The organism is Streptomyces sp. NPDC055140, assembly GCF_053607285.1.
This window is the reverse complement of record NZ_JBSGTG010000005.1, coordinates 249,789-273,276: the sequence shown is the minus strand read 5'-3', so window position 1 is coordinate 273,276 and position 23,488 is coordinate 249,789. Positions and strand designations below refer to the sequence as shown.

Genomic DNA, 23,488 nt, shown 5'->3' with positions numbered 1-23,488 from the left:
GCGCTTTGCGGTGTGTGTCCCGCGCGCTGACCTCTGAAGATTAGCGCACGACCCGGCCAGTCCCAAAATCGATACCCGGGACCCCGCCCCACCGGCCAAAACGCCTGTGGAGCGCACCCCCGTCAGGGAATGCGCTCCACATGTGTCGCAGCGACTCAAGCGGCTGCTGCTCGGCTACTGCTCGGCTGTTACTCGTCCTCGGCGAGGGTCAGCTCGACGCCGCCCACGAAGCCCGCGGAGAGGTTGTAGATGAACGCGCCGAGCGTGGCCAGAGCCGTCGCCAGGACGACGTCGATGACCGCGATGATCGACGTGAAGATCAGGACGCGCGGTAGCGACAGGAACGACTGGAGGTCGAAGCCGTTGGACTCGTTCGAGCCCGTGGCCTCGGAGATCGTGCCGCCCACGGTGGAGAAGACGCCCATGGCGTCCATGACCATCCACAGCACCGCGGCCGCGACGATCGTGCAGATGCCGAGCGCGATGGAGAGCAGGAAGCTGACCTTCATCACCGACCATGGATCGGCCTTGGCGACCCTCAGGCGCGCCTTGCGCGTACGAGGCATCGTGCGGGCCCCCGTGCGCGGCCTGCGGACCGCTCCGGTCGGCGGAGCGGCCTGGTACGCCTGCGGCGGGTGGTACGGCTGCGAGGGCTGCGGAGGCTGCTGCCTCTCCCCGGGCAGCGCCCCGTCCGTGTCGGCCGCGTACTGCTGCGTCTGCGGACCTCGGGTGTCCGTCACAGTTCCCCCCTGGGATCCATGAGACTCGTGCGAGTCGTTCGAGTCAGTGGCGGGGCCACGGCCGCCGTCCGATTCCGTGCCGGTCGATCCGGCGCCCGTGGCTCCGCTCACGATGACTCACTCCTCGCGCTACTCGGCCGTGGGCTGTGTGCCCTCGTCCGTTTCGACAGCCGTCTCGACCTCGGCGGACTCGTCGACGATGACGTCACCGTCGACCTCCTCCGCCTCACGACCGGCCTCGGCGTTACGAGCGATACCGACCACGGCATCGCGCTTGCCCAGGTTGATCAGTTGGACGCCCATGGTGTCACGGCCCGTCTCCCTGACCTCGTTGACTCGCGTACGAATCACACCGCCCGACAGCGTGATGGCGAGGATCTCGTCCGTCTCCTCGGTCACCAGCGCGCCGACGAGCGAACCGCGGTCCTCCACGATCTTGGCGGCCTTGATACCAAGGCCACCGCGGCCCTGGACGCGGTACTCGTCGACGGCGGTCCGCTTCGCGTACCCGCCGTCGGTGGCGGTGAACACGAACGTACCCGGCCGGACGACATTCATCGAGAGCAGCTGGTCGCCTTCGCGGAAACTCATGCCCTTCACACCGGATGTGGCACGGCCCATCGGGCGCAGCGCGTCGTCCGTGGCGGTGAAGCGGATGGACTGCGCCTTCTTGCTGATGAGCAGCAGGTCGTCCTCGGCGGAGACCAGCTCGGCGCCGATCAGCTCATCGTCGGAACCGTCCTCCGTCTCGCGAAGGTTGATGGCGATGACACCGCCCGAGCGGGGCGAGTCGTAGTCCTTGAGCGGGGTCTTCTTTACGAGGCCGCCCTTTGTGGCGAGGACCAGATAGGGGGCCGCTTCGTAGTCGCGGATCGCGAGGATCTCGGCGATCGACTCGTCCGGCTGGAAGGCCAGCAGGTTGGCCACGTGCTGGCCGCGAGCGTCACGGCCGGCGTCCGGGAGCTCGTACGCCTTCGCGCGGTAGACGCGGCCCTTGTTCGTGAAGAACAGCAGCCAGTGGTGCGTCGTCGACACGAAGAAGTGGTCGACGATGTCGTCTTCCTTGAGCTTCGTGCCGCGTACGCCCTTGCCGCCGCGCTTCTGCGAGCGGTAGTCGACCGTCTTGGTGCGCTTGACGTAGCCGCCGCGCGAGATGGTGACGACGATGTCCTCTTCGGCGATCAGGTCCTCCATGGACATGTCGCCGTCGAAGGGCACCAGCTTGGAGCGCCGGTCGTCGCCGAACTTCTCGACGATCGCCCCGAGTTCCTGGCTGATGATCTGGCGCTGGCGCTCCGGCGAGGCCAGGATCGCGTTGTACTCGTTGATCTTGATCTGCAGTTCGTCGTGCTCGGCGACGATCTTCTGGCGCTCCAGGGCGGCCAGTCGGCGCAGCTGCATCTCGAGGATCGCGTTGGCCTGGATCTCGTCGATCTCCAGGAGGCCCATCAGGCCCTCGCGGGCGATCTCGACGGTGTCACTGCGCCGGATGAGCGCGATGACCTCGTCGATGGCGTCCAGGGCCTTCAGGAGGCCGCGCAGGATGTGGGCGCGCTCCTCGGCCTTGCGCAGGCGGAACTTCGTACGGCGGACGATGACCTCGACCTGGTGGCTCACCCAGTGGCGGATGAAGGCGTCCAGGGAGAGGGTGCGCGGCACGCCGTCGACGAGCGCCAGCATGTTGGCGCCGAAGTTCGTCTGGAGGTCGGTGTGCTTGTAGAGGTTGTTCAGGACAACCTTGGCGACGGCGTCGCGCTTCAGGACGATGACGAGGCGCTGGCCGGTGCGCGACGAGGTCTCGTCGCGGACGTCAGCGATGCCGCCGACGCGGCCGTCCTTCACCAGGTCGGCGATCTTCTGGGCGAGGTTGTCCGGGTTGACCTGGTACGGGAGTTCGGTGACCACCAGGCACTGGCGGTTCTGGATCTCCTCGACCTCGACGACCGCGCGCATCGTGATGGAGCCACGGCCCGTGCGGTACGCCTCCTCGATGCCCTTGCGGCCCACGACCAGGGCGCCGGTCGGGAAGTCCGGGCCCTTGATGCGCTCGATGAGCGCGTCCAGGAGCTCCTCGTGCGAGGCCTCCGGGTTCTCCAGGTACCACTGGGCGCCGGAGGCGACCTCGCGCAGGTTGTGCGGCGGGATGTTGGTGGCCATGCCGACCGCGATGCCCGCCGAGCCGTTGATCAGCAGGTTCGGGAAGCGGGCCGGCAGGACGGTCGGCTCCTGGGAGCGGCCGTCGTAGTTGTCCGTGAAGTCGACGGTCTCCTCGTCGATGTCACGGACCATCTCCATGGACAGCGGCGCCATCTTGCACTCGGTGTAGCGCATGGCGGCCGCGGGGTCGTTGCCCGGGGAGCCGAAGTTTCCGTTCGAGTCCACCAGCGGCATACGCATCGACCACGGCTGCGCCAGGCGGACCAGGGCGTCGTAGATCGAGGAGTCGCCGTGCGGGTGGTAGTTGCCCATGACGTCGCCGACGACGCGGGCGCACTTGTAGAAGCCCTTCTCGGGCCGGTAGCCGCCGTCGTACATCGCGTAGAGGACGCGGCGGTGGACGGGCTTGAGGCCGTCCCGTACGTCGGGCAGCGCGCGCGACACGATGACGGACATCGCGTAGTCGAGGTACGAGCGCTGCATCTCGGTCTCGAGCCCGACGGGCTCGATGCGCTGAACGAACTCCTCGGTCTCGACACTCGCGGTGATCTCGACGCCTTCTTCAGGCGTGGGGGGCATGTTCTCGTCGGTCATTGCTGGTGAAGATCCTTTCTGATGCGGTCAGCTGAGACCGACTCAGATGTCGAGGAACCGGACGTCCTTGGCGTTGCGCTGGATGAACGAGCGGCGCGCCTCGACGTCCTCGCCCATCAGGACGGAGAACAGGTCGTCCGCCTGGGCCGCGTCGTCGAGAGTGACCTGGCCGAGCACACGGTGCTCGACGTCCATCGTGGTGATGCGCAGCTCCTCGGCGTTCATCTCGCCGAGACCCTTGAAGCGCTGGATGGAGTCCTCGCGGATCCGCTTGCCCTGCTGGCGGCCGAGCTCGATCAGGGCGTCGCGCTCGCGGTCCGAGTACGCGTACTCGAAGTCCTCGCGACCCCACTTGATCTTGTAGAGCGGGGGGCGTGAGAGGAACACGTAGCCGGCCTCGACGAGGGGCCGCATGAAGCGGAACAGGAAGGTCAGCAGCAGGGTGTTGATGTGCTGGCCGTCGACGTCGGCGTCCGCCATCAGGATGATCTTGTGATAGCGGAGCTTCTCGATGCCGAAGTCCTCGTGGACTCCGGTGCCGAAGGCGGAGATCAGCGCCTGGATCTCCTGGTTCTGCAGGATCTTGTCGATCCGCGCCTTCTCGACGTTCAGGATCTTGCCTCGGATGGGCAGGATGGCCTGGTACTGCGGGTTGCGGCCGGACTTGGCCGAGCCGCCGGCGGAGTCACCCTCGACGATGAAGATCTCGCACTTGGTGGGGTCGTTCGACTGGCAGTCGGAAAGCTTGCCCGGCAGCGACGCCGTCTCCAGGAGGCCCTTGCGGCGCGTCAGGTCGCGGGCCTTGCGGGCCGCCACGCGCGCGGTGGCCGCCTGGATGGACTTGCGGATGATGTCCGCGGCCTCGTTCGGATTGCGGTCCAGCCAGTCCGTGAGGTGCTCGTGCACGACCTTCTGGACGTAGGTCTTCGCCTCGGTGTTGCCCAGCTTGGTCTTGGTCTGGCCCTCGAACTGCGGCTCGCCCAGCTTGACCGAGATGATCGCGGTCAGACCCTCGCGGATGTCATCGCCCGTGAGGTTGTCGTCCTTCTCGCGCAGCAGCTTCTTATCGCGCGCGTACCGGTTGATGAGACCGGTGAGCGCGGCCCGGAAGCCCTCTTCGTGCGTGCCGCCCTCGTGCGTGTGGATGGTGTTGGCGAAGGAGTACACGCCCTCGCTGTAGCCGTTGTTCCACTGCATCGCGACCTCGAGGGAGAGGAGCCTCTCCTTGTCCTCGGCCTCGATGTCGATGACGGTCGGGTGGATGACCTCGCCCTTGCGGGAGTTGAGGTACTTCACGAAGTCGACGATGCCGCCTTCGTAGTGGTACGTCACCGTGCGGACGGCCTCGGCCTCGTCCGCGCCCTCGGCGGTGTCCGCGCCGGCCGTGGCCTTCGCCGACTCGCGCTCATCAGTGAGTTTGATGGTCAAACCCTTGTTGAGGAACGCCATCTCCTGCAGACGCCGCGACAGCGTCTCGAAGGAGTACTCCGTCGTCTCGAAGATGTCGCCGTCGGCCCAGAAGGTGACCGTCGTACCGGAGTCGTCCGTGGCCTCGTTACGGGCCAGGGGCGCCGTCGGCACACCGAGCTTGTAGTCCTGCGTCCAGCGGTAGCCGTCGCGCTTGACCTCGACGGAGACCTTCTGCGACAGCGCGTTCACCACGGACACACCGACGCCGTGCAGACCACCGGAGACGGCGTATCCGCCGCCGCCGAACTTGCCGCCGGCGTGCAGCACGGTCAGCACGACCTCGACAGCCGGCTTCTTCTCGGACGGGACGATGTCCACGGGGATACCGCGGCCGTTGTCGATGACGCGTACGCCACCGTCGGCAAGGATCGTCACGTCGATGGTGTCCGCGTGCCCGGCCAGCGCCTCGTCGACGGAGTTGTCGACCACCTCGTAGACGAGGTGGTGAAGGCCGCGCTCACCGGTCGAGCCGATGTACATGCCGGGCCGCTTGCGGACCGCGTCCAGACCCTCGAGGACTGTGATGGCGCTGGCGTCGTACGCCGAGGTCACCTCGCCGGAGGACTGATTCGCCTCCGCGGGGGCCTCGCCGACAGCGTCGGCGGCGGTGGACGGGATGTTCTCGTTGGGGTTGCCGGAATCGGCCACGAAGCGCCCTTTCTGGCACAGCACAAGCCAAGCTCCCGGCGGTGGCCGGAGCGGCTGCGTCGTTCAGCGATAGTCAGCGTTGCTCGGTGTCCCACAAGTGGGGCGGGATTAACTCTCAGTCTACCGGTAGCGCTGACAGTGATGGGGGTTTGCCGGTACCTGAGTCCGCATGTGCCGCCCTGAACCGGCCTCTGCCGACTCCCCATATGCGTCCCGGGGCTCCAAGAGGCTCACAGCGGCACTCAGCGCTTCCGGGCGTCAACCGGGTGTCAACGCCCGGTCGGCGGCTCTCCGGACTCACCCGTAGGTGTCGCCGGGGCCCTTGCTTCCGGGGGCGCGCAGGGGGCCGAAGCGGCGGGCGGGGCCGTTGGGCCCAAGGATCTTCAGGAGCCGTACGGTGCCGTGCCCGAGGTCCTCGTTGAGCCGCGCCACCAGCGTCGGAGCCAGGTACCGCAGCTGCATCGCCCAGGCCGTCGAGTCGCACTGGACGGTCAGGACACGCTCGTCCTCGTCGTACTTCAGGGGCTCGGAGTGCCTGGCGAGGTCCTCGCCCACGATCTCCGGCCAGCGGCCCATGACACCGCCGACGGCGGCCGGCGCCTCCCAGCCGCGCTCGGTGATCAGCCGGTTGATCGCCGCGCCGAAGGCGACCGGGTCGCGGCCATCAGCACGCGCCCCGGACCTCAGTCCGCCGCCGCGCCGGGCCTGCTTCTTCTGCTGGTCGGCCACTCCACGCGCGCGTGCCTGTTCCTTCGCGGCCCGCAGGGCCACGCGCGCGAGGTCGACGCCGGACGGCTCGGGGGCCTTCGGCGGGACGTCGCCGGATGTGTTCTCGCTCATACTCGCTCCACCGTGCCCTCGGACACCGCGTACCGCGTGCCCGCCAGGACGCCCGGCACGTCGTCGTCCACCGCGGCCGTCACCAGGACCTGCTCGCCGGGGGCGACCAGCTCGGCGAGGCGTTCCCTGCGCCGTGCGTCAAGCTCCGCGAAGACGTCGTCGAGCACGAGCACCGGCTCGTTCCCCTCGGCCCGCAGCAGGTCGTACGAGGCCAGGCGCAGCGCCAGCGCGTACGACCAGGACTCGCCATGGCTGGCGTACCCCTTCGCCGGCAACTGGCCGAGCCTGAGGACCAGGTCGTCGCGGTGCGGTCCGACGAGGGTCACGCCCCGCTCGATCTCCTGTTTGCGGGCCGCTTCGAGGGCGGCCATCAGCTGCTCGTAGAGCTCTTCGCGCGCGTGGCCGTCGATTTCGGGCGAGGACGGCTTGTACTCCAGGGCGAGCGGCCCGCCGCCGGGCGCCAGCTGTTCGTACGCCTTGTCGGCGAGCGGCTGGAGCGTGGCTATCAGGTCGAACCGCTGCGCGAGCAGCTCGGCGCCTACGCGCGCGAGGTGCTGGTCCCACACGTCGAGGGTCGACAGATCCATGGACCGGCCGCCGTGCCTGCGGGCGAGCGCGGCCGACTTGAGGAGCGTGTTGCGCTGCTTGAGTACACGGTCGTAGTCGGACCGGACACCGGCCATGCGCGGGGAGCGGGCCGTGATCAGCTCGTCGAGGAAGCGGCGGCGCTCACCGGGGTCGCCCTTGACGAGCGCAAGATCCTCCGGCGCGAACAGGACCGTGCGCACGATGCCGAGCACATCACGGGGTCTGACCTGCGAGGACCGGTTGATCCTGGCGCGGTTCGCCTTGCCCGGGTTGAGTTCGAGCTCGATGAGTTGCTGGCGCTCGCCCTGCCGGACCGTGGCCCGGACGATGGCGCGCTCGGCGCCCATGCGGACCAGCGGCGCGTCCGAGGAGACCCGGTGGCTGCCAAGGGTGGCGAGATAGCCGACGGCCTCGACGAGGTTGGTCTTGCCCTGCCCGTTCGGGCCCACGAACGCGGTGACGCCCGGTTCGAGAGGGACCTCGACCCGGGCGTACGAGCGGAAGTCGGCCAGCGACAGATGCGTCACGTGCATGGTCGTTCGCCGACCTCCCCCAAGGTGTGGAGCGGGTGTGGACTACTTCGTCGTGCAGCTTCGTGGATGCGTTGTGCGATCGCTTTCTGGGCTACTTCTTCTCGACTGCGTGGCCGCCGAACTGATTGCGCAGGGCGGCGATCATCTTCATCTGCGGCGAGTCGTCCTGGCGCGAGGCGAACCGCGCGAAGAGGGACGCGGTGATCGCGGGCAGCGGCACCGCGTTGTCGATGGCCGCCTCGACGGTCCAGCGGCCCTCTCCGGAGTCGGCGGCGAAGCCGCGCAGCTTGGCCAGGTGCTCGTCGTCGTCCAGCGCGTTGACCGCCAGGTCGAGCAGCCAGGAACGGATGACCGTGCCTTCCTGCCAGGAGCGGAAGACCTCGCGGACGTTCTCCACGGAGTCGACCTTCTCCAGGAGCTCCCAGCCCTCGGCGTAGGCCTGCATCATGGCGTACTCGATGCCGTTGTGGACCATCTTCGCGAAGTGGCCCGCGCCGACCTTGCCCGCGTGCACTGCGCCGAATTCGCCCTCCGGCTTGAGGGCGTCGAAGATCGGCTGGACCTTGGCGACGTCCTCCTTGCTGCCGCCGTACATCAGGGCGTAGCCGTTCTCCAGGCCCCAGACTCCGCCGGAGACACCGCAGTCGACGAAGCCCATGCCCTTGATGCCCAGCTCGACGGCGTGCTTCTCGTCGTCGGTCCAGCGCGAGTTGCCGCCGTCCACGACGACATCGCCCGGCTCGAGGAGTTCGGCGAGCTCGTCGACGGTGGCCTGGGTCGGGCCGCCGGCGGGGACCATCACCCACACCACGCGCGGGGCCTTGAGCTTGCCCACAAGCTCTCCGAGGCTGTGGACGTCCGCGAGGTCCGGATTGCGGTCGTATCCGATGACGGTGTGGCCTGCGCGGCGGATGCGCTCGCGCATGTTGCCGCCCATCTTGCCGAGACCGACGAGACCGAGCTCCATCAGGTGGTTCCTTAAGTTGCGACGGGGCGTGAGGTGGTGCGTGAGGCACTCCCGCACCTGTGTTCCGAGCCTAAACCCGGACGCTCACGCACACCTGTGGGCATAGCCGCTCAGGCGAACGCCCGGCGGCCATGCCCTGAGGAGCGTCAGCCCGACAGCCGCACCGGCATGATCAGGTACTTGTACGCGTCGTCCGCCTCGGCGTCCACAGCAGGCCTGCCGCTGAGCAGCGCCGGCTTCGTGGAGGTCGTGAAGGAGAGCTGGGCGACCGGGGAGTCGATCGCGCTCAGGCCGTCCAGGAGGAACGTCGGGTTGAAGGCGATCGAGATGTCGTCGCCGTCCAGCTGGGCGTCGACCCTTTCCACAGCCTGTGCGTCGTCGCTGGAGCCGGCCTCCAGGATCAGCACGCCCTGCTCAAAGCTGAGCCGCACCGGGGTGTTCCGCTCGGCGACGAGGGCCACACGCTTGACGGCCTCCACGAAGGGGGCGGTCTCGATCACGGCCACGGAGTTGAACTCCGTCGGAAACAGGGTGCGGTACTTCGGCAGGTCGCCCTCGAGCAGACGCGTCGTCGTACGGCGGCCCGCGCCCTCGAAGCCGATGAGACCCTCACCAGCACCGGAGCCCGACAGGGCCAGGGTGACCGTGTCACCGCTCGTGAGCGCCTTGGCGGTGTCCAGGAGCGTCTTGGCGGGCACCAGGGCGACCGCGGACGCCTCGGGGTCCTCCGGCTTCCACAGGAACTCGCGGACCGCGAAGCGATAGCGGTCGGTGGACGCGAGGGTGACCGTGTCGCCCTCGATCTCGATGCGTACACCCGTGAGCACCGGCAGGGTGTCGTCACGGCCGGCGGCGATGGCCACCTGGGCCGCGGCGGAGGCGAAGACCTCACCGGGGACGGTGCCCGTCGCGGTCGGCATCTGCGGCAGTGCCGGGTACTCCTCCACAGGCAGGGTGTGGAGTGTGAATCGCGAGGAGCCGCAGACCACGGTCGCTCGTACACCGTCTGTGGAAATCTCCACCGGACGGTTCGGCAGGGCACGGCAGATGTCCGCCAGGAGCCGGCCTGAGACGAGGACCGTGCCCTCCTCGTCGATCTCAGCGTCGACCGAGACCCGTGCCGAGACCTCGTAGTCGAAGCTCGACAGGCTCAGTGCGCCCTCCTCGGCCTTCAGGAGAAGGCCCGCGAGGACCGGCGCAGGCGGTCGGGTCGGGAGGCTGCGCGCCGCCCAGGCCACTGCCTCCGCGAGTACGTCGCGTTCCACCCGGATCTTCACCGTAAGCCGCCTCCTGCTGTTGCTGGCTGCTCTCGCCCTGCGTTGGTCTTCGGTCTTCGTCGTGTGACTCGGTGTCGCTCAGCCGCCACATGGGAAGGACACCGGGGAACAGTCTGACGTACGGCGCTGACAGTCGTTGCCGCTCGGGGTCAAGTCGTGCCGACCCGCTGTCGGGCGCCGGACCCCGAGTTGTGCACAGCCCCCACTTCAATCCTGATTCCCAGCTCTCTCTAGTTGGGAGTAGTAGTAGGGGCTGTGGAAACCGTGGATAACTGCCTTTTCGCAGGTCAGGGTCGGTTTTTTGTCCACCGGGCCTGTGGGCGCGAGCGGTGGACAACCGGGGTTCTCTGTGGACGGGGAAAAGTTCTGCACACCCGATACACAGGCCGGGGCTACTTCTCCCCAGGGCTGTCCCCAGCTTTACCCCGGTTCCCCACAGCCCAACCACACCCCTTGATGTGACGCCTTTCACTCGGCACGGTGATTTTGCGCGCTGCGTTGCCGAACAGTGGACAGCCGTGTGGAGAAGCCGCCAGCAGCTGTGCACAAGGGCCTCTGAGCTGTGGGTCGACGGTGGACAACGAAACCCACACCCTGTGGAGAGAAATCTTGTCCACAGCCTGTGGAGATCTTTTTTCCACGAATCCACAGCCGTCTGACCTGGTCTGATGGTCATTCAGCACGGGGCCCTGTGGACACAGTCTGGACAACTTGGCAGTCCCCAGGGTGTGGACGCAAGAAAGTCCGCACATCTGTGGAGAACACCCGTAACCAGCGGCCGGAATCGAACACCGCGTCCGGCCGCGCCGTCCTGCCGCAACGAAGAAGGGCGCCCCAGAGGTTGTCCCGGGGCGCCCTTCGACGGCGTACAGAGGGGTCTGAAGGCTGCTGTCAGCCGTTCTTGATGCGGTTGGTGAGCTCGGTGACCTGGTTGTAGATGGACCGGCGCTCGGCCATCAGCGCGCGGATCTTGCGGTCCGCGTGCATGACAGTGGTGTGGTCGCGGCCGCCGAACTGCGCCCCGATCTTCGGCAGGGACAGGTCGGTGAGCTCACGGCACAGGTACATCGCGATCTGGCGTGCCGTCACCAGGACGCGGCTGCGCGACGATCCGCACAGGTCCTCCACGGTCAGGCCGAAGTAGTCGGCCGTCGCCGCCATGATCGCCGTCGCCGTGATCTCGGGGGCCGAGTCCTCGCCGCCGGGGATCAGGTCCTTGAGGACGATCTCCGTCAGACCGAGGTCCACCGGCTGCCGGTTCAGCGACGCGAACGCCGTGACCCGGATCAGCGCCCCCTCCAGCTCGCGGATGTTGCGCGAGATGCGGGACGCGATGAACTCGAGGACCTCCGGCGGAGCGTTCAGCTGCTCCTGCACCGCCTTCTTACGAAGGATGGCGATTCGGGTCTCCAGCTCGGGCGGCTGGACGTCGGTGATCAGACCCCACTCGAAGCGGTTGCGCAGCCGGTCCTCCAGGGTCACCAGCTGCTTGGGCGGCCGGTCGCTGGAGAGCACGATCTGCTTGTTCGCGTTGTGGAGCGTGTTGAAGGTGTGGAAGAACTCCTCCTGCGTCGACTCCTTGTCCGCGAGGAACTGGATGTCGTCGACAAGAAGGATGTCCATCTCGCGGTACCGCTTGCGGAAGCTGTCGCCCTTGCCGTCGCGGATCGAGTTGATGAACTCGTTCGTGAACTCCTCCGAGCTCACGTAACGCACACGCGTGCCCGGGTACAGGCTGCGCGCGTAGTGCCCGATCGCGTGCAGCAGGTGGGTCTTGCCGAGCCCCGACTCCCCATAGATGAAGAGGGGGTTGTACGCCTTCGCCGGCGCCTCGGCGACGGCGACCGCGGCCGCGTGGGCGAAACGGTTCGAGGCGCCGATGACGAAGGTGTCGAAGAGGTACTTCGGGTTCAGTCGCGCGGTCGGCTCGCCGGGGCCCGTCGCGGGCGCGGGCTGCGCGGCGAGCGGTCCGGGGGCACCACTGGGGACACCGCGACCGGTGCGTCCGCCGTCCTGCCCGGGGCGGCCGCCCATGGGACCGTCGTTGAGGTCACGGCGCTCGTGTCGGCCGTGCCGCCCCTGACGGTCGGACATCTGCTGCTCATACGACGACCGCTCGGACTGCTGCTCGTATCCGGAGCGTTCGACCTGCTGGTCGTAACCGTTGCGGTCCGACTGCTGGTCGTAGGGCGACCGCTCCTGCTGCTCGTAAGGAGAGCGCTCCTGTTGCTGTTCGTAAGGGGAGCGCTCGTTCTGCTGCTCGTACGGGGAGCGTTCCTGCTGCCGGTAGTCGTGCTGCGGCTGCTGGGGCGGGTTCGCGTACGGGTCGCGCTCGGGGAAGCCGAGCCGCGGCTGCTGCCAGCTGTACTCGTCCTGCGACCGCGGCCAGGCGCCCGGCTCCGGACGCTGGTAGTCCGGGTACGCGGGGCGGGCGGTCGGGAGCTGATCGGCGCGGGCGCCCTGGGACTGGTCGCCTCGGGGGCCCTGCGCATGGTCGTCCGCGCGGCGGCCGTACGGGTCGTACGGCTCATGGGGCTGGTTCTGACCCTGACCCTGGGCCGACGGCAGCTCGGGCTCTTCGTAGCGATGCTGCTGTGCGGGGGGTGCGGACGGGACGGGCTGTTCACCGACGGAGTCGTCGACCGTGATCGCGATCCGGATCGGGCGGCCGCACTCGCGGCTCAGCGTCTCGGCCACGACGGGGGCGAGACGCCCCTCGAGTACGCCCTTCGCGAACTCGTTCGGAACGGCCAACAGCGCGGTGTCGGCGACCAGCGCGAGAGGCTGGCAGCGCCTGATCCAGTGCTCGTCCTTCGTCTCGACGCCCTGCCCGCGGCCTTCCCCGAGGAGCTGTTCCAGAACTCGTGGCCACACTGCGGCAAGATCGGCAGGTACGTCAGCCACAGGGCACGCTCTCTCGAAGGTCCCACGAAGGTGTGGTTCTGGGACGGGATGGAAGAAAATCGGGGTGGGGCGGTGAGAAGGGAACGAAACGGAGTTCAGTCACGGTAGTCAGGGCAACCGTTGTGGTTCAAGTTGTTGTCCACAGGCTGTGCATAGTGTCCCTCACTCAATGCCGGTTTGACCGGATGGCGTAGCCGCGCGTACCGTGACCAGGTCGAGTTGTCGATGGCTGCTGCCGCCTGCCTCCGATGGGCAAAGATCACGATCTGTGATTGTGAAGCGGTGCACTCGGTGCGTATTCGCGAGCTTCTCGTGGGCGCACGGTGACAGCCAGGCGATGTCCCGCCACCACACGATCATTTCTGGAGCCCCCGAGTGAGCAAGCGCACCTTCCAGCCGAACAACCGTCGTCGCGCCAAGACCCACGGCTTCCGCCTGCGGATGCGTACCCGTGCCGGCCGCGCGATTCTCGCGAACCGCCGTGGCAAGGGTCGCGCCGAACTGTCCGCCTGATCGCGGACAGGTCATGACGTGCTGCCCACCGAGAATCGGCTGAGGCGGCGCGAGGACTTCGCAACCGCGGTACGCCGAGGACGCCGGGCCGGTCGCCCGCTCCTCGTCGTCCATCTACGTAGCGGTGCAACGGACCCGCACGCGCCTGGGGAGAGCGTTCCCCCGACGCGTGCGGGTTTCGTCGTGAGCAAGGCAGTCGGTGGAGCTGTCGTACGTAACGCGGTGAAGCGCAGACTTCGCCACCTCATGCGCGACCGACTCGCACTGTTGTCCCCCGGTAGCCTGGTAGTCGTACGTGCGTTGCCCGGCGCGGGTGACGCCGACCATGCACAGCTGGCCCGAGACCTGGATGCCGCCCTTCAGCGGCTGCTGGGAGGGGGCGCGCGATGAAATACCCGCTGCTTGCGTTGATCAAGCTCTATCAGTGGACCATCAGCCCTCTGCTGGGGCCTGTGTGCAAGTACTACCCGTCGTGTTCCCACTACGGCTTCACAGCGATCGACCGCCACGGTGCGATCAAGGGAACCGCTCTCACCGCCTGGCGCATCCTCCGGTGCAACCCGTGGTCGCTCGGCGGTGTTGATCACGTTCCGCCGCGCAAGCGTCCGCGGTGGCACGAAATGCTGCGTAACGCCTGGCGCGAACGCAAGGGCGGGCCTTCCGCCGCCGGCGCGCCTTCAGAGTGTGGCCACACCAGCCCCTCGAGCCCCGCCGCCGAGACCCCGTCCCATGCTCAAGGAGCTTGATTAGTGGACACGATTGCCGGTTTTTTCAGCTTCATCACGACACCAGTTTCCTGGGTCATCGTCCAGTTCCACTCGTTGTACGGGGCGATCTTCGGTCCTGACACGGGCTGGGCCTGGGGCCTGTCCATCGTGTCCCTGGTGATCCTGATCCGTATCTGCCTGATCCCGCTCTTCGTGAAGCAGATCAAGGCCACTCGGGCGATGCAGACCCTGCAGCCCGAGATGAAGAAGATCCAGGAGCGCTACAAGAACGACAAGCAGCGCCAGTCCGAAGAGATGATGAAGCTGTACAAGGAGACGGGTACCAACCCGCTCTCCTCGTGCCTTCCCATCCTGGCTCAGTCGCCGTTCTTCTTCGCCCTGTACCACGTGCTCAACGGCATCGCGACGGGCACCACGATCGGCGTCATCAACGACGACCTGCTGGCGAGCGCGCGTAAGGCGCACATCTTCGGCGCTCCGCTCGCGGCCAAGTTCACCGACAGTGCGGACAAGGTCGCCTCGCTGGGCGCCACGCTGACAGACGTCCGCGTCGTCACCGCGATCATGATCGTCATGATGTCGGCGTCGCAGTTCTACACGCAGCGCCAGCTGATGACGAAGAACGTCGACATGACGGTGAAGACGCCGTTCATGCAGCAGCAGAAGATGCTGATGTACGTCTTCCCGGTCATGTTCGCCGTCTTCGGTATCAACTTCCCGGTCGGTGTTCTCGTCTACTGGCTGACCACCAACGTGTGGACCATGGGCCAGCAGATGTACGTCATCCGCCAGAACCCGACCCCGGGCAGCAAGGCCCAGGCCGCGTTCCTGGAGCGCCTGCTCACGCACGTCACGCACGCCGAGAAGACGCGCAACCGCCGCGAGCGCACCGTCGTCAAGGCGATCGTCGCCAAGGGCCGCGAGCGCAACGAGTTCGAGCGCAAGTTCATCAACGGTCTGACCAAGGTGAGCCTCGCTGCCCAGGCCGACGGAACCGTCGTCAAGAGCGCGGCCGGCACCCTGACCGAGGACGAGGACGGGACCCAGGCGACGGGCGGCACGCCGAAGCGCCAGCAGCCCAAGCGCCAGTCCAAGTCGCAGCGCCAGCACGGCACCGCCCAGGGCGCAGCCAAGGACGAGTCCGACGCGCCGGAGCCCACGTCCCTCGAGAAGAAGGACGAGGCGGAAGACGCCAAGCCCGAGGCCAAGCCGGCCGGTGGCAAGCCCGCTTCCGGCACCCCTGCCCGCAGCAAAGCCAAGTCCGGACAGCGCAAGGGCCCGCAGCGGCCCAAGTCCCCGTCCAAGAAGTAAGAAGGAGTCCATCCCGTGACGGAAGGCACCACCTCCGCCGCTCCTGAGGGCAGCGACACCCTGACTCGCCTCGAGCAGGAAGGCGAGATCGCGGCGGACTACCTCGAGGGTCTGCTGGACATCGCCGACCTCGACGGCGACATCGACATGGATGTCGAGGCCGACCGCGCCGCCGTCTCGATCGTCAGCGACGCGTCCGCCCGCGACCTGCAGAAACTGGTCGGCCGTGACGGTGAGGTCCTCGAGGCCCTCCAGGAGCTGACCCGTCTGGCGGTCCACCGGGAGACCGGGGACCGCAGCCGCCTCATGCTGGACATCGCCGGTTACCGGGCGAAGAAGCGTGCGGAGCTCTCCGAGCTCGGCGCCAAGGCCGCGGCCGAGGTGAAGAGCAATGGCGAGCCGGTCAAGCTCGACCCGATGACGCCCTTCGAGCGCAAGGTCGTCCACGACGCGGTCAAGGCCGCCGGCCTGCGCAGCGAGTCCGAGGGCGAGGAGCCGCAGCGCTTCGTCGTCGTGCTCCCTGCCTGAGCGGTACGTCGCTCTACGGCCCCGTCTGTTCGCAGGCGGGGCCGATCTTTGTCAGCCTGATAGTCAGCCACCCAACGCGGTAGCGCGGTACGGAAGGACGGTCCACGTGACGGAGGCAGCAGAGCTTCCCCCGGCTCCTGAACAGGCCCGAGCGGTATTCGGCGAGCGCTACACGGACGCGGTCCGGTACGCGGAGCTGCTGGCCGACGCGGGGGTGCAGCGTGGTCTCATCGGTCCCCGGGAAGTGCCCCGGCTGTGGGAGCGGCACATCCTGAACTGCGCCGTGCTGTCCGAGGTCGTGCCGGAGGGCGTCACCGTGTGCGACGTGGGCTCCGGTGCCGGCCTGCCCGGTATCCCGCTGGCCCTGGTCAGGCCCGACCTGAAGATCACGCTCTTGGAGCCGCTGCTGCGGCGCACGACCTTCCTTACCGAGGTCGTCGAGCTCCTCGGCCTCGACCATGTGACCGTGGTCCGCGGCCGCGCCGAAGAGGTCCTCGGCAAGCTGACTCCCGTCCATGTGGTGACGGCGCGCGCTGTGGCTCCGCTGGACCGTCTCGCGGCGTGGGGCGTCCCGCTGCTGCGGCCGTACGGTGAGATGCTGGCCCTCAAGGGCGACACCGCCGAGGAAGAGGTCAAGAGCGCGGGGGCTGCCCTGAGCAAGCTCGGCGCGGTGGCCACCTCGGTGCTTCACGTCGGAGAGGGCGTGGTGGATCCGCTCTCGACCGTGGTGCGTGTGGAGGTCGGGGAGAGCCCCGGCGGTGTGCGCTTCGCGGCGAAGCGCGCCAAGGCAGCTCGCGTCGGGCGGGTCCGGCGTCGACGCTGACGTTGCTCCTCGTCTTCCAGCGTCTGCTGTGTTCTAGACGACAGTGTGTTTCTCGCGGTGATGGCCGCTCGGGTCCTTGGGGCCGGAGCGGCCATTGCTTTTATCTGAGCTGCCATCGATTTTTAGGTGACGCTTGTCTCGTGGGTCTCCAGCGTCTGGTGTCGACAGCTCACGCATTGGACGGCACCGAGGGGCGTCGGTGGGTTGCCGCTGATCCGTCCTGACGGTGACCCGTGCTCCGTGAAACCTGCCAAACGTATGTATGTCGGGGTGTCGCACGGGTGCCGACCGGGCTGCGGTGCATCGTGTTTCACGTGAAACGTCGCTCACTGCTGCATGGCATCATCAGTCGCGGTCGCGCCGCGGCTGCACCCCGCGACCGTAGGCCTCTCGGATCCCTCGAATCGGGCACGGAGTTGTCCACAGAGGCCGTTTCCTCCGCAGAAGACAGGGCCTCGCTGGTTCACGACCCCGAAAGCATGGGAGGCTCTGTTCATTGCGAGCCTGAAGTCGAGGAGAGTGAATCCTTGCGGTCCGACGCCAACATCGCGGGACCGATGACCGATCCGGTCCCCGGTCCCCGTACCGAGTCGGTGGGGGAGGATGTTTCACGTGAAACACCGCCTCCGATGGACGACACCCCTATCGGTCGTGCTGCCCAGCTGGCGGTAGAAGCCCTTGGTCGCGCAGGCGAGGGCCTGCCGCGACCTGAGCAGACCCGCGTCATGGTGGTTGCCAACCAGAAGGGCGGGGTCGGCAAGACCACCACAACGGTCAACCTTGCCGCCTCGCTGGCACTGCACGGTGCCCGCGTGCTGGTGATCGACCTGGATCCGCAGGGCAATGCCTCCACGGCTCTGGGCATCGACCACCACGCCGAAGTCCCTTCGATCTACGACGTGTTGGTCGAGAGCAAGCCGCTCGCCGAAGTCGTACAGCCCGTGGTCGATGTGGAGGGCCTCTTCTGCGCCCCCGCCACCATCGATCTCGCCGGTGCGGAGATCGAGCTGGTCTCGCTGGTGGCACGCGAGAGCAGACTGCAGCGCGCGATCCAGGCGTATGAGCAGCCCTTGGATTACATCCTCATCGACTGCCCTCCGTCGCTCGGCCTGCTGACGGTCAACGCTCTGGTCGCCGGCGCCGAGGTGCTGATCCCGATCCAGTGCGAGTACTACGCGCTGGAGGGCCTGGGGCAGCTCCTGCGCAATGTGGATCTGGTGCGTGGGCATCTGAACCCGGATCTGCATGTGTCGACGATCCTGCTCACGATGTACGACGGCCGCACCCGGCTGGCGTCGCAGGTCGCCGACGAGGTCCGGAGCCACTTCGGCGAAGAGGTCCTGCGAACGAGCATCCCGCGCTCCGTGCGCATCTCCGAGGCCCCGAGCTATGGGCAGACGGTGCTCACCTACGATCCGGGGTCGAGCGGCGCGCTCTCCTACCTCGAGGCGGCGCGGGAGATGGCGCTGCGCGGGGTCGGCATCCGCTACGACGCTCAGCACGCCCATACGGGCACTCAACTTGACCAGCACAGCACGGTGGAGGGTATCCAGTGAGTGAGCGACGGAGGGGACTGGGCCGTGGCCTCGGCGCACTGATTCCAGCAGCCCCCACCCCCGACAAGACGGCACCAGGCAGCGCGATGGGAGGTGTCTCCGGCTCGCCTTCCGCCGGGCCCGTCCTGACGGCGGAGCGCGGAGTGGCGGCGGCGAAGGTTGCCTCGCTTCCGCAGCCCCATGTTTCACATGAAACCGAGGACTTGTTCGGCGGGCCGGTGGACGCTCCGGAAGCGTCGGCGGGAGCGTACTTCGCCGAGATTCCGAATGACGCCATCACGCCCAATCCGCGTCAGCCGCGCGAGGTGTTCGACGAGGACGCCCTCGCCGAGCTCGTCACCTCGATCAAGGAAGTCGGGCTTCTCCAGCCCGTGGTCGTACGGCAGCTGAGCTCGTCGCGCTTTGAGCTCATCATGGGTGAGCGCCGCTGGCGCGCCTGCCGCGAGGCCGGTCTGGAGCGCATTCCGGCGATCGTCCGGGCGACGGACGACGAGAAGCTTCTCCTCGACGCGCTCCTGGAGAACCTGCACCGCGCTCAGCTGAACCCGCTGGAAGAGGCTGCCGCCTACGACCAGTTGCTGAAGGACTTCAACTGCACGCACGACCAGTTGGCCGACCGGATCGGGCGATCGCGGCCGCAGGTCTCCAACACGCTGCGGCTCCTGAAGCTCTCTCCGGCCGTTCAGCGCCGGGTGGCCGCGGGCGTACTGTCGGCCGGCCATGCGCGTGCCCTGCTCTCCGTGGAGGACTCGGAGGAGCAGGACCGTCTCGCTCACCGGATCGTCGCCGAAGGGCTCTCGGTGCGGGCCGTCGAGGAGATCGTGACCCTGATGGGCTCACGCCCGACGAGCACGGCGCGCGCCAAGGGTCCGCGGGCCGGGACTCGTCTCTCGCCGGCGCTCAGCGAGCTCGCCACGCGCCTGTCCGACCGGTTCGAGACGCGGGTGAAGGTCGACCTCGGGCAGAAGAAGGGCAAGATCGTCGTAGAGTTCGCCTCGATGGACGATCTGGAGCGCATCCTCGGTCAGCTCGCTCCGGGTGAGGGACCCGTCCTCCAGCACGGAGCGACGGAGGACGAGGACCAGGAGAACGAGGGCTAGGAGAACGGGGGTTGGTCCCGTTCGACGCAACTCACGAGAGCAGGCCATGTCCGGTGTGTACCGGAACACGGCCTGCTCTTTGCTTTCTGTCGGTATCGATGGAATCGCTTCGTGGATACGATGCGACGGGGAAGAGCGCACCCCTCAAAGTCACCTCACACGGGAGGCGGGTCATGCAATCGGTGAGTCGTGCCGGCCTGATGACCGCGGGTCTCGGGCTGGGCGCGGTCGGCGGGTTCGTCGGCAGCCTGCTCAGGGAACGGAGCGCTCTGACAGCCGCCCGTGACGCGGCGGGCGAAGGAAGTGAGGAACTGCCTTCATGGGGCGTCGGCTCGTACCGCTCACACTGGACAACCTTCCGGACCTTCCCAAGCGTTGCCGGTCGTGTGTCTTCTGGGAGCTGGATCCGGTCAGCGGCCAAGCCGCGGTAAAGGCAGGCACTTCGGAGCCGGAGAAGGAGGCCTGGATTTCGGCTGTCCTCCTGGAATGGGGCTCCTGCGGCCGGGTCGTCTACGTGGACGATGTCCCGGTCGGCTTCGTGCTCTACGCGCCGCCGGCGTACGTCCCCCGCTCCACTGCTTTTCCCACGAGTCCGGTCTCCCCCGATGCCGTGCAGCTGATGACGGCGTGGATCATGCCCGGCTATCAGGGCCAGGGGCTCGGCCGGGTGATGGTGCAGACCGTCGCCAAGGATCTGCTGCGGAGGGGGTTCAAGGCGATCGAGGCGTTCGGCGATGCGCAGTGGAAGGAACCGGCCTGCATGCTCCCCGCGGACCATCTGCTGGCCGTTGGCTTCAAGACCGTGCGGCCTCACCCCTCCTATCCGCGCCTCCGCCTTGAGCTGCGTACGACGCTCTCGTGGAAGGAGGACGTCGAGCTCGCACTGGACCGGCTCCTCGGAGCGGTGCAGAAGGAACCGGCGCTCCGCCCTCTGTGAGTCCCGATCCATCCGTTTGCGGCGGTCACGCAAACGGGCCAACCCGGTTGGGTTGGCCCGTTCGTGTTTCACGTGAAACATCGCCGCTCCGCCGTGGAGCCGCGTCGCCGGTCAGTTGGCGATGAAGTCCTCGAGGTCGCGCACGATGGCGGCCTTCGGCTTGGCGCCGACGATGGTCTTGGCGACCTCGCCGCCCTGGTAGACGTTCAGGGTCGGGATCGACATGACGCCGTACTTCGCGGCGATGGCCGGGTTCTCGTCGATGTTGAGCTTGACGACCTCGATCTTGTCGCCGTACTCGGCGGCGATCGCCTCGAGGGACGGCGCGATCTGGCGGCACGGTCCGCACCAGGCGGCCCAGAAGTCCACCAGTACGGGCTTGTCGCTCTTGAGGACGTCCTCGTCGAAGGAAGCGTCGGTCACGTTCTTGAGGTTGCCGGCCACGGCGGGCTCCTTAGCTACTTTGGTGATGCGGTGGGGCGGGTGTGAGTTCTCAGACGGTGGCGGCCGCGGCGGACTCGCTGTCTGTGAGAGAGGCGAGGAAGCGCTCGGCGTCCAGGGCGGCGGAGCAGCCGGTGCCGGCCGCGGTGATCGCCTGGCGGTAAGTGTGGTCGACGACGTCACCGGCACCGAAGACACCGGTCAGGTTCGTCCGGGTCGAAGGGGCCTCGACCTTCAGGTAGCCCTCGTCGTCCAGCTCGAGTTGGCCCTTGAAGAGCTCGGTGCGCGGGTCGTGGCCGATCGCGATGAACAGGCCGGTGACCGGGAGCTCGGAGGTCTCACCCGTCTTGACGTTGCGCAGCGTCAGGTGCGAGAGCTTCTGGTCGCCGTGGACCTCGGCGATCTCGCTGTCCCAGGCGAACTTGATCTTCGGGTCGGCGAAGGCGCGATCCTGCATGGCCTTGGAGGCACGCAGGGTGTCACGGCGGTGCACGATCGTCACGGACTTGGCGAACCGGGAGAGGAAGGTCGCCTCCTCCATCGCGGTGTCACCGCCGCCGATCACGGCGATGTCCTGGTCCTTGAAGAAGAAGCCGTCGCACGTCGCGCACCAGGAGACGCCACGACCGGAGAGCGCGTCCTCGTTCGGCAGGCCGAGCTTGCGGTGCTGGGAGCCGGTCGTGACGATGACGGCCTTCGCGCGGTGCACGGTGCCCGCCGTGTCGGTGACAGTCTTGATCTCGCCCGTCAGGTCGACGGAGATGACGTCGTCCGGGACCAGCTCGGCGCCGAAGCGCTCGGCCTGGGCGCGCATGTTGTCCATGAGCTCGGGGCCCATGATGCCGTCCTGGAAGCCGGGGAAGTTTTCCACCTCGGTGGTGTTCATCAGGGCACCGCCCGCGGTGACAGCGCCCTCGAACACCAGCGGCTTCAGCGACGCGCGCGCGGTGTACAGGGCCGCCGTGTAACCGGCGGGCCCGGAGCCGATGATGATCACGTTACGGACGTCGCTCACGGCTTGATTCCTCGTCTCTGCGGGACTGCTGCGTACTGCCGGGGGAGCCCGTCTCCGGACTCTCACCCCACCCAACGGATCCTACGGGGCGCGCATTCCCACCGTGTCCGGGAGCACACGTGAAGTGTGTCCCGGTGTGGAGTCAGCGCCGCGCGTAGGAGTGGGTCAGCAGCAGCTTGCCGGGAGCCGAGGACAGCCGCTTCACACAGGTCGCGTCGATGACATAGGCCGAGACCTGGGCAGGATCCGACTCGTGGGGCAGCACGACGAGGTAGGCGGTGGTGCCCTTGTAGTCTCCCCGCTCGATGGCGAGGGCAGGGGTCTGACGGCCGGTGCCCCGCTGTATGCAGTCCGGCACCACGACGGTCTTCCCCCGCATCGGGGAGTTCGTCCGGGGGGTCTTCGGCCCCGACTGCTGGATGTCGAGGGACGGCTTGGATGTCGACGAATCGGAGGGCGCGGAGGATTTCTCCGTCAGAAGGTTCTGCACCTGGCTCTCGAGCTTGTTCTCGGAGAAGGAAAGTGCGGAGCTCGCCTGACGGGGCGTGCCGCTCTCGGGAGCGCCGGTGGGTGTGCCGCCCCCGTTCTGCAGGAAAAAGACTCCCAGGCCGATCGCGGCCGCGGTGAAGACCGCTCCGAGGGCGGCGCCCCGACGGCGCCGGGTGTGCGTCCTGCCGCCGCGCCCCGGACCTGTCGCGGCACGGGGATGACCGGAAGGGCGGTCTGCGGGGGTGGTCGGCGAGTCGGCCGGCGTTGTTTCACGTGAAACAGGCGACGCGGACTGTGCCTCGGCTTCGCCCTTGACCTCGTACTCGGTGTCGGCAGGTGCCTTCGTGTCGAGCAGTGCCTCCGCGGCGAGCGCGGCGTCGATGCGGCCCGCGATGTCGGCAGGCATATGGGCCGGGCCGGGGAGCGTGCCGAGCGTGCCGCGGATCTCCTCCAGGGAGGCGTGGACGTCGGCGCACAGCTCGCAACCGTTCAGGTGCTCCTGTACCTCCTCGGTGCGGGCAGTAGAGAGCAGGCCCTCGGTGAGGTCGGAGATCTCGTCGATCTCGGGGTGCTCGGCCGTGTCGGTCGTGGATGTCACGCTCGCCCACCTCCGCCCTTCACGGCAGCTGAATCACTTGGTCCTGCCCCGTCCTGGGGCCCTGCTGCCGGTGGGACGGATGTCCCCTGCGTCCGGTTCCTTCCCGGCGCTTCCGGGGGCGGGTTCTTGCCACTCGGGTTCTCGCCGTTGTCGGTCCGCAGATGGGTGACCAACGGCAGGAGTCTGGCTCTGCCGCGCGCGCAGCGGCTCTTGACCGTGCCGGTGGGAACGCCGAGAACGCGGGCTGCCTCGGCCACCGGGTAGCCCTGCATGTCGACCAGGACGAGCGCGGCCCGCTGGTCGACGGGAAGGGTGCCCAGCGCTTCGAAGAGTTCACGGTGCAGATCGTTGCGTTCGGCAGGGGCGGCCGCGGACTCGTGGGGTTCGAGGAGCTGCTCCAGGCGCTCCGTGTCCTCGACCGGAGAAGTCTTCCGCGACGCGGCCTTGCGGGCCCGGTCGAGGCAGGCGTTCACGGTGATGCGGTGCAGCCATGTCGTGACGGCGGACTGACCGCGGAACGTGTGCGCCGCCCGGTAGGCGGAGACCAGGGCGTCCTGGACGGCGTCAGCGGCTTCCTCCCGGTCTCCCAGGGTGCGCAGCGCGACGGCCCACAGGCGGTCACGATGGCGGCGCACGAGTTCGCCGAAGGCGTCCTTGTCACCCGCGACGTGACGGGTGAGGAGGTCCTGATCGCTTGCTTCGCCGTAGGCGGCGTCGTCCACTTTCGAACC

General features: G+C 67.7%; 21 protein-coding genes. 9 read left to right on the top strand and 12 right to left on the bottom strand.

Annotation, left to right across the window (positions count from 1 at the left end):
• Window positions 1-188: 188 nt before the first annotated feature.
• The 8 genes from ACWFR4_RS13270 to dnaA all read right to left on the bottom strand — a co-directional run bounded on the left by ACWFR4_RS13270 (window position 189) and on the right by dnaA (window position 12,718).
• Window positions 189-851, bottom strand: coding sequence for a DUF3566 domain-containing protein (locus tag ACWFR4_RS13270; protein WP_453461182.1), 663 nt, complete (start codon window positions 849-851; stop codon window positions 189-191).
• 18 nt (window positions 852-869) lie between these two features.
• A complete protein-coding gene (gene gyrA, locus ACWFR4_RS13265; protein WP_453652378.1) occupies window positions 870-3,491 on the bottom strand; it encodes a DNA gyrase subunit A in 2,622 nt (873 codons plus the stop codon).
• Between the two features lie 42 nt (window positions 3,492-3,533).
• Window positions 3,534-5,633: a DNA topoisomerase (ATP-hydrolyzing) subunit B gene (gyrB, locus tag ACWFR4_RS13260; protein WP_453652376.1), complete on the bottom strand. Its 2,100-nt coding sequence runs from the start codon at window positions 5,631-5,633 to the stop codon at window positions 3,534-3,536.
• Window positions 5,634-5,906: 273 nt separating this feature from the next.
• Window positions 5,907-6,449, bottom strand: coding sequence for a DUF721 domain-containing protein (locus ACWFR4_RS13255; protein ID WP_326712088.1), 543 nt, complete (start codon window positions 6,447-6,449; stop codon window positions 5,907-5,909).
• On the bottom strand, window positions 6,446-7,570 hold the full coding sequence (recF, locus tag ACWFR4_RS13250) for a DNA replication/repair protein RecF (protein WP_453461191.1): 1,125 nt from the start codon (window positions 7,568-7,570) through the stop codon (window positions 6,446-6,448). The genes ACWFR4_RS13255 and recF overlap by 4 nt, the downstream gene beginning before the upstream one ends.
• 91 nt (window positions 7,571-7,661) lie before the next feature.
• Window positions 7,662-8,537, bottom strand: a complete 876-nt coding sequence (gene gnd, locus ACWFR4_RS13245) for a phosphogluconate dehydrogenase (NAD(+)-dependent, decarboxylating) (RefSeq protein ID WP_453461193.1) — start codon at window positions 8,535-8,537, stop codon at window positions 7,662-7,664.
• Between the two features lie 146 nt (window positions 8,538-8,683).
• Entirely contained in the window at window positions 8,684-9,814 is a 1,131-nt protein-coding gene (gene dnaN / locus ACWFR4_RS13240; RefSeq protein WP_453652374.1) for a DNA polymerase III subunit beta, read from the bottom strand.
• A gap of 891 nt (window positions 9,815-10,705) precedes the next feature.
• On the bottom strand, window positions 10,706-12,718 hold the full coding sequence (gene dnaA / locus ACWFR4_RS13235; protein WP_453652372.1) for a chromosomal replication initiator protein DnaA: 2,013 nt from the start codon (window positions 12,716-12,718) through the stop codon (window positions 10,706-10,708).
• Between the two features lie 375 nt (window positions 12,719-13,093).
• On the opposite strand from dnaA, the gene rpmH reads away from it, so the two are divergent.
• From rpmH to ACWFR4_RS13190, 9 genes are all read left to right on the top strand, one after another.
• Window positions 13,094-13,231: a 50S ribosomal protein L34 gene (gene rpmH / locus ACWFR4_RS13230; RefSeq protein WP_100597229.1), complete on the top strand. Its 138-nt coding sequence runs from the start codon at window positions 13,094-13,096 to the stop codon at window positions 13,229-13,231.
• Window positions 13,232-13,249: 18 nt separating this feature from the next.
• The gene (gene rnpA / locus ACWFR4_RS13225; protein WP_116512076.1) at window positions 13,250-13,621 is read left to right on the top strand and encodes a ribonuclease P protein component; all 372 of its coding nucleotides are present in this window, start codon (window positions 13,250-13,252) and stop codon (window positions 13,619-13,621) included.
• Window positions 13,618-13,977 carry a membrane protein insertion efficiency factor YidD gene (gene yidD / locus ACWFR4_RS13220; protein WP_100597227.1) on the top strand — a complete coding sequence of 120 codons (360 nt, stop codon included), beginning with the start codon at window positions 13,618-13,620 and terminating at the stop codon, window positions 13,975-13,977. The genes rnpA and yidD overlap by 4 nt, the downstream gene beginning before the upstream one ends.
• A gap of 3 nt (window positions 13,978-13,980) precedes the next feature.
• Window positions 13,981-15,270: a membrane protein insertase YidC gene (gene yidC, locus ACWFR4_RS13215; RefSeq protein ID WP_453461199.1), complete on the top strand. Its 1,290-nt coding sequence runs from the start codon at window positions 13,981-13,983 to the stop codon at window positions 15,268-15,270.
• 15 nt (window positions 15,271-15,285) lie between these two features.
• Window positions 15,286-15,798: a Jag family protein gene (locus tag ACWFR4_RS13210; RefSeq protein ID WP_453461202.1), complete on the top strand. Its 513-nt coding sequence runs from the start codon at window positions 15,286-15,288 to the stop codon at window positions 15,796-15,798.
• Between the two features lie 106 nt (window positions 15,799-15,904).
• Window positions 15,905-16,621 carry a 16S rRNA (guanine(527)-N(7))-methyltransferase RsmG gene (rsmG, locus tag ACWFR4_RS13205; RefSeq protein WP_116512079.1) on the top strand — a complete coding sequence of 239 codons (717 nt, stop codon included), beginning with the start codon at window positions 15,905-15,907 and terminating at the stop codon, window positions 16,619-16,621.
• A 479-nt stretch (window positions 16,622-17,100) separates the two neighbouring features.
• Window positions 17,101-18,177 carry an AAA family ATPase gene (locus ACWFR4_RS13200; protein WP_453461228.1) on the top strand — a complete coding sequence of 359 codons (1,077 nt, stop codon included), beginning with the start codon at window positions 17,101-17,103 and terminating at the stop codon, window positions 18,175-18,177.
• A complete protein-coding gene (locus tag ACWFR4_RS13195; RefSeq protein ID WP_453461205.1) occupies window positions 18,174-19,277 on the top strand; it encodes a ParB/RepB/Spo0J family partition protein in 1,104 nt (367 codons plus the stop codon). Before ACWFR4_RS13200 ends, ACWFR4_RS13195 begins: the two co-directional genes overlap by 4 nt.
• 319 nt (window positions 19,278-19,596) lie before the next feature.
• On the top strand, window positions 19,597-20,214 hold the full coding sequence (locus ACWFR4_RS13190) for a GNAT family N-acetyltransferase (protein WP_453652370.1): 618 nt from the start codon (window positions 19,597-19,599) through the stop codon (window positions 20,212-20,214).
• Between the two features lie 111 nt (window positions 20,215-20,325).
• On the opposite strand, the gene trxA is transcribed toward ACWFR4_RS13190, so the two are convergent.
• The 4 genes from trxA to sigM form a co-directional block, all read right to left on the bottom strand.
• A complete protein-coding gene (gene trxA / locus ACWFR4_RS13185) occupies window positions 20,326-20,658 on the bottom strand; it encodes a thioredoxin (RefSeq protein WP_100597220.1) in 333 nt (110 codons plus the stop codon).
• Window positions 20,659-20,707: 49 nt separating this feature from the next.
• Complete coding sequence (trxB, locus tag ACWFR4_RS13180) at window positions 20,708-21,670, bottom strand: thioredoxin-disulfide reductase (RefSeq protein WP_376255353.1); 963 nt, start codon at window positions 21,668-21,670, stop codon at window positions 20,708-20,710.
• A 142-nt stretch (window positions 21,671-21,812) separates the two neighbouring features.
• The gene (locus ACWFR4_RS13175; protein ID WP_453461211.1) at window positions 21,813-22,757 is read right to left on the bottom strand and encodes an anti-sigma factor family protein; all 945 of its coding nucleotides are present in this window, start codon (window positions 22,755-22,757) and stop codon (window positions 21,813-21,815) included.
• Window positions 22,754-23,479, bottom strand: coding sequence for an RNA polymerase sigma factor SigM (gene sigM / locus ACWFR4_RS13170; RefSeq protein ID WP_453461214.1), 726 nt, complete (start codon window positions 23,477-23,479; stop codon window positions 22,754-22,756). The genes ACWFR4_RS13175 and sigM overlap by 4 nt, the downstream gene beginning before the upstream one ends.
• Window positions 23,480-23,488 lie beyond the last annotated feature (9 nt).

Coding starts and splice junctions, on each gene's coding strand:
- ACWFR4_RS13190 (WP_453652370.1), top strand. CDS start 19,597: ATGGGGCGTCGGCTCGTACCGCTCACACTGGACAACCTTCCGGACCTT.
- ACWFR4_RS13200 (WP_453461228.1), top strand. CDS start 17,101: ATGGGAGGCTCTGTTCATTGCGAGCCTGAAGTCGAGGAGAGTGAATCC.
- recF (WP_453461191.1), bottom strand. CDS start 7,570: ATGCACGTGACGCATCTGTCGCTGGCCGACTTCCGCTCGTACGCCCGG.
- gyrA (WP_453652378.1), bottom strand. CDS start 3,491: ATGACCGACGAGAACATGCCCCCCACGCCTGAAGAAGGCGTCGAGATC.
- ACWFR4_RS13255 (WP_326712088.1), bottom strand. CDS start 6,449: ATGAGCGAGAACACATCCGGCGACGTCCCGCCGAAGGCCCCCGAGCCG.
- gnd (WP_453461193.1), bottom strand. CDS start 8,537: ATGGAGCTCGGTCTCGTCGGTCTCGGCAAGATGGGCGGCAACATGCGC.
- yidD (WP_100597227.1), top strand. CDS start 13,618: ATGAAATACCCGCTGCTTGCGTTGATCAAGCTCTATCAGTGGACCATC.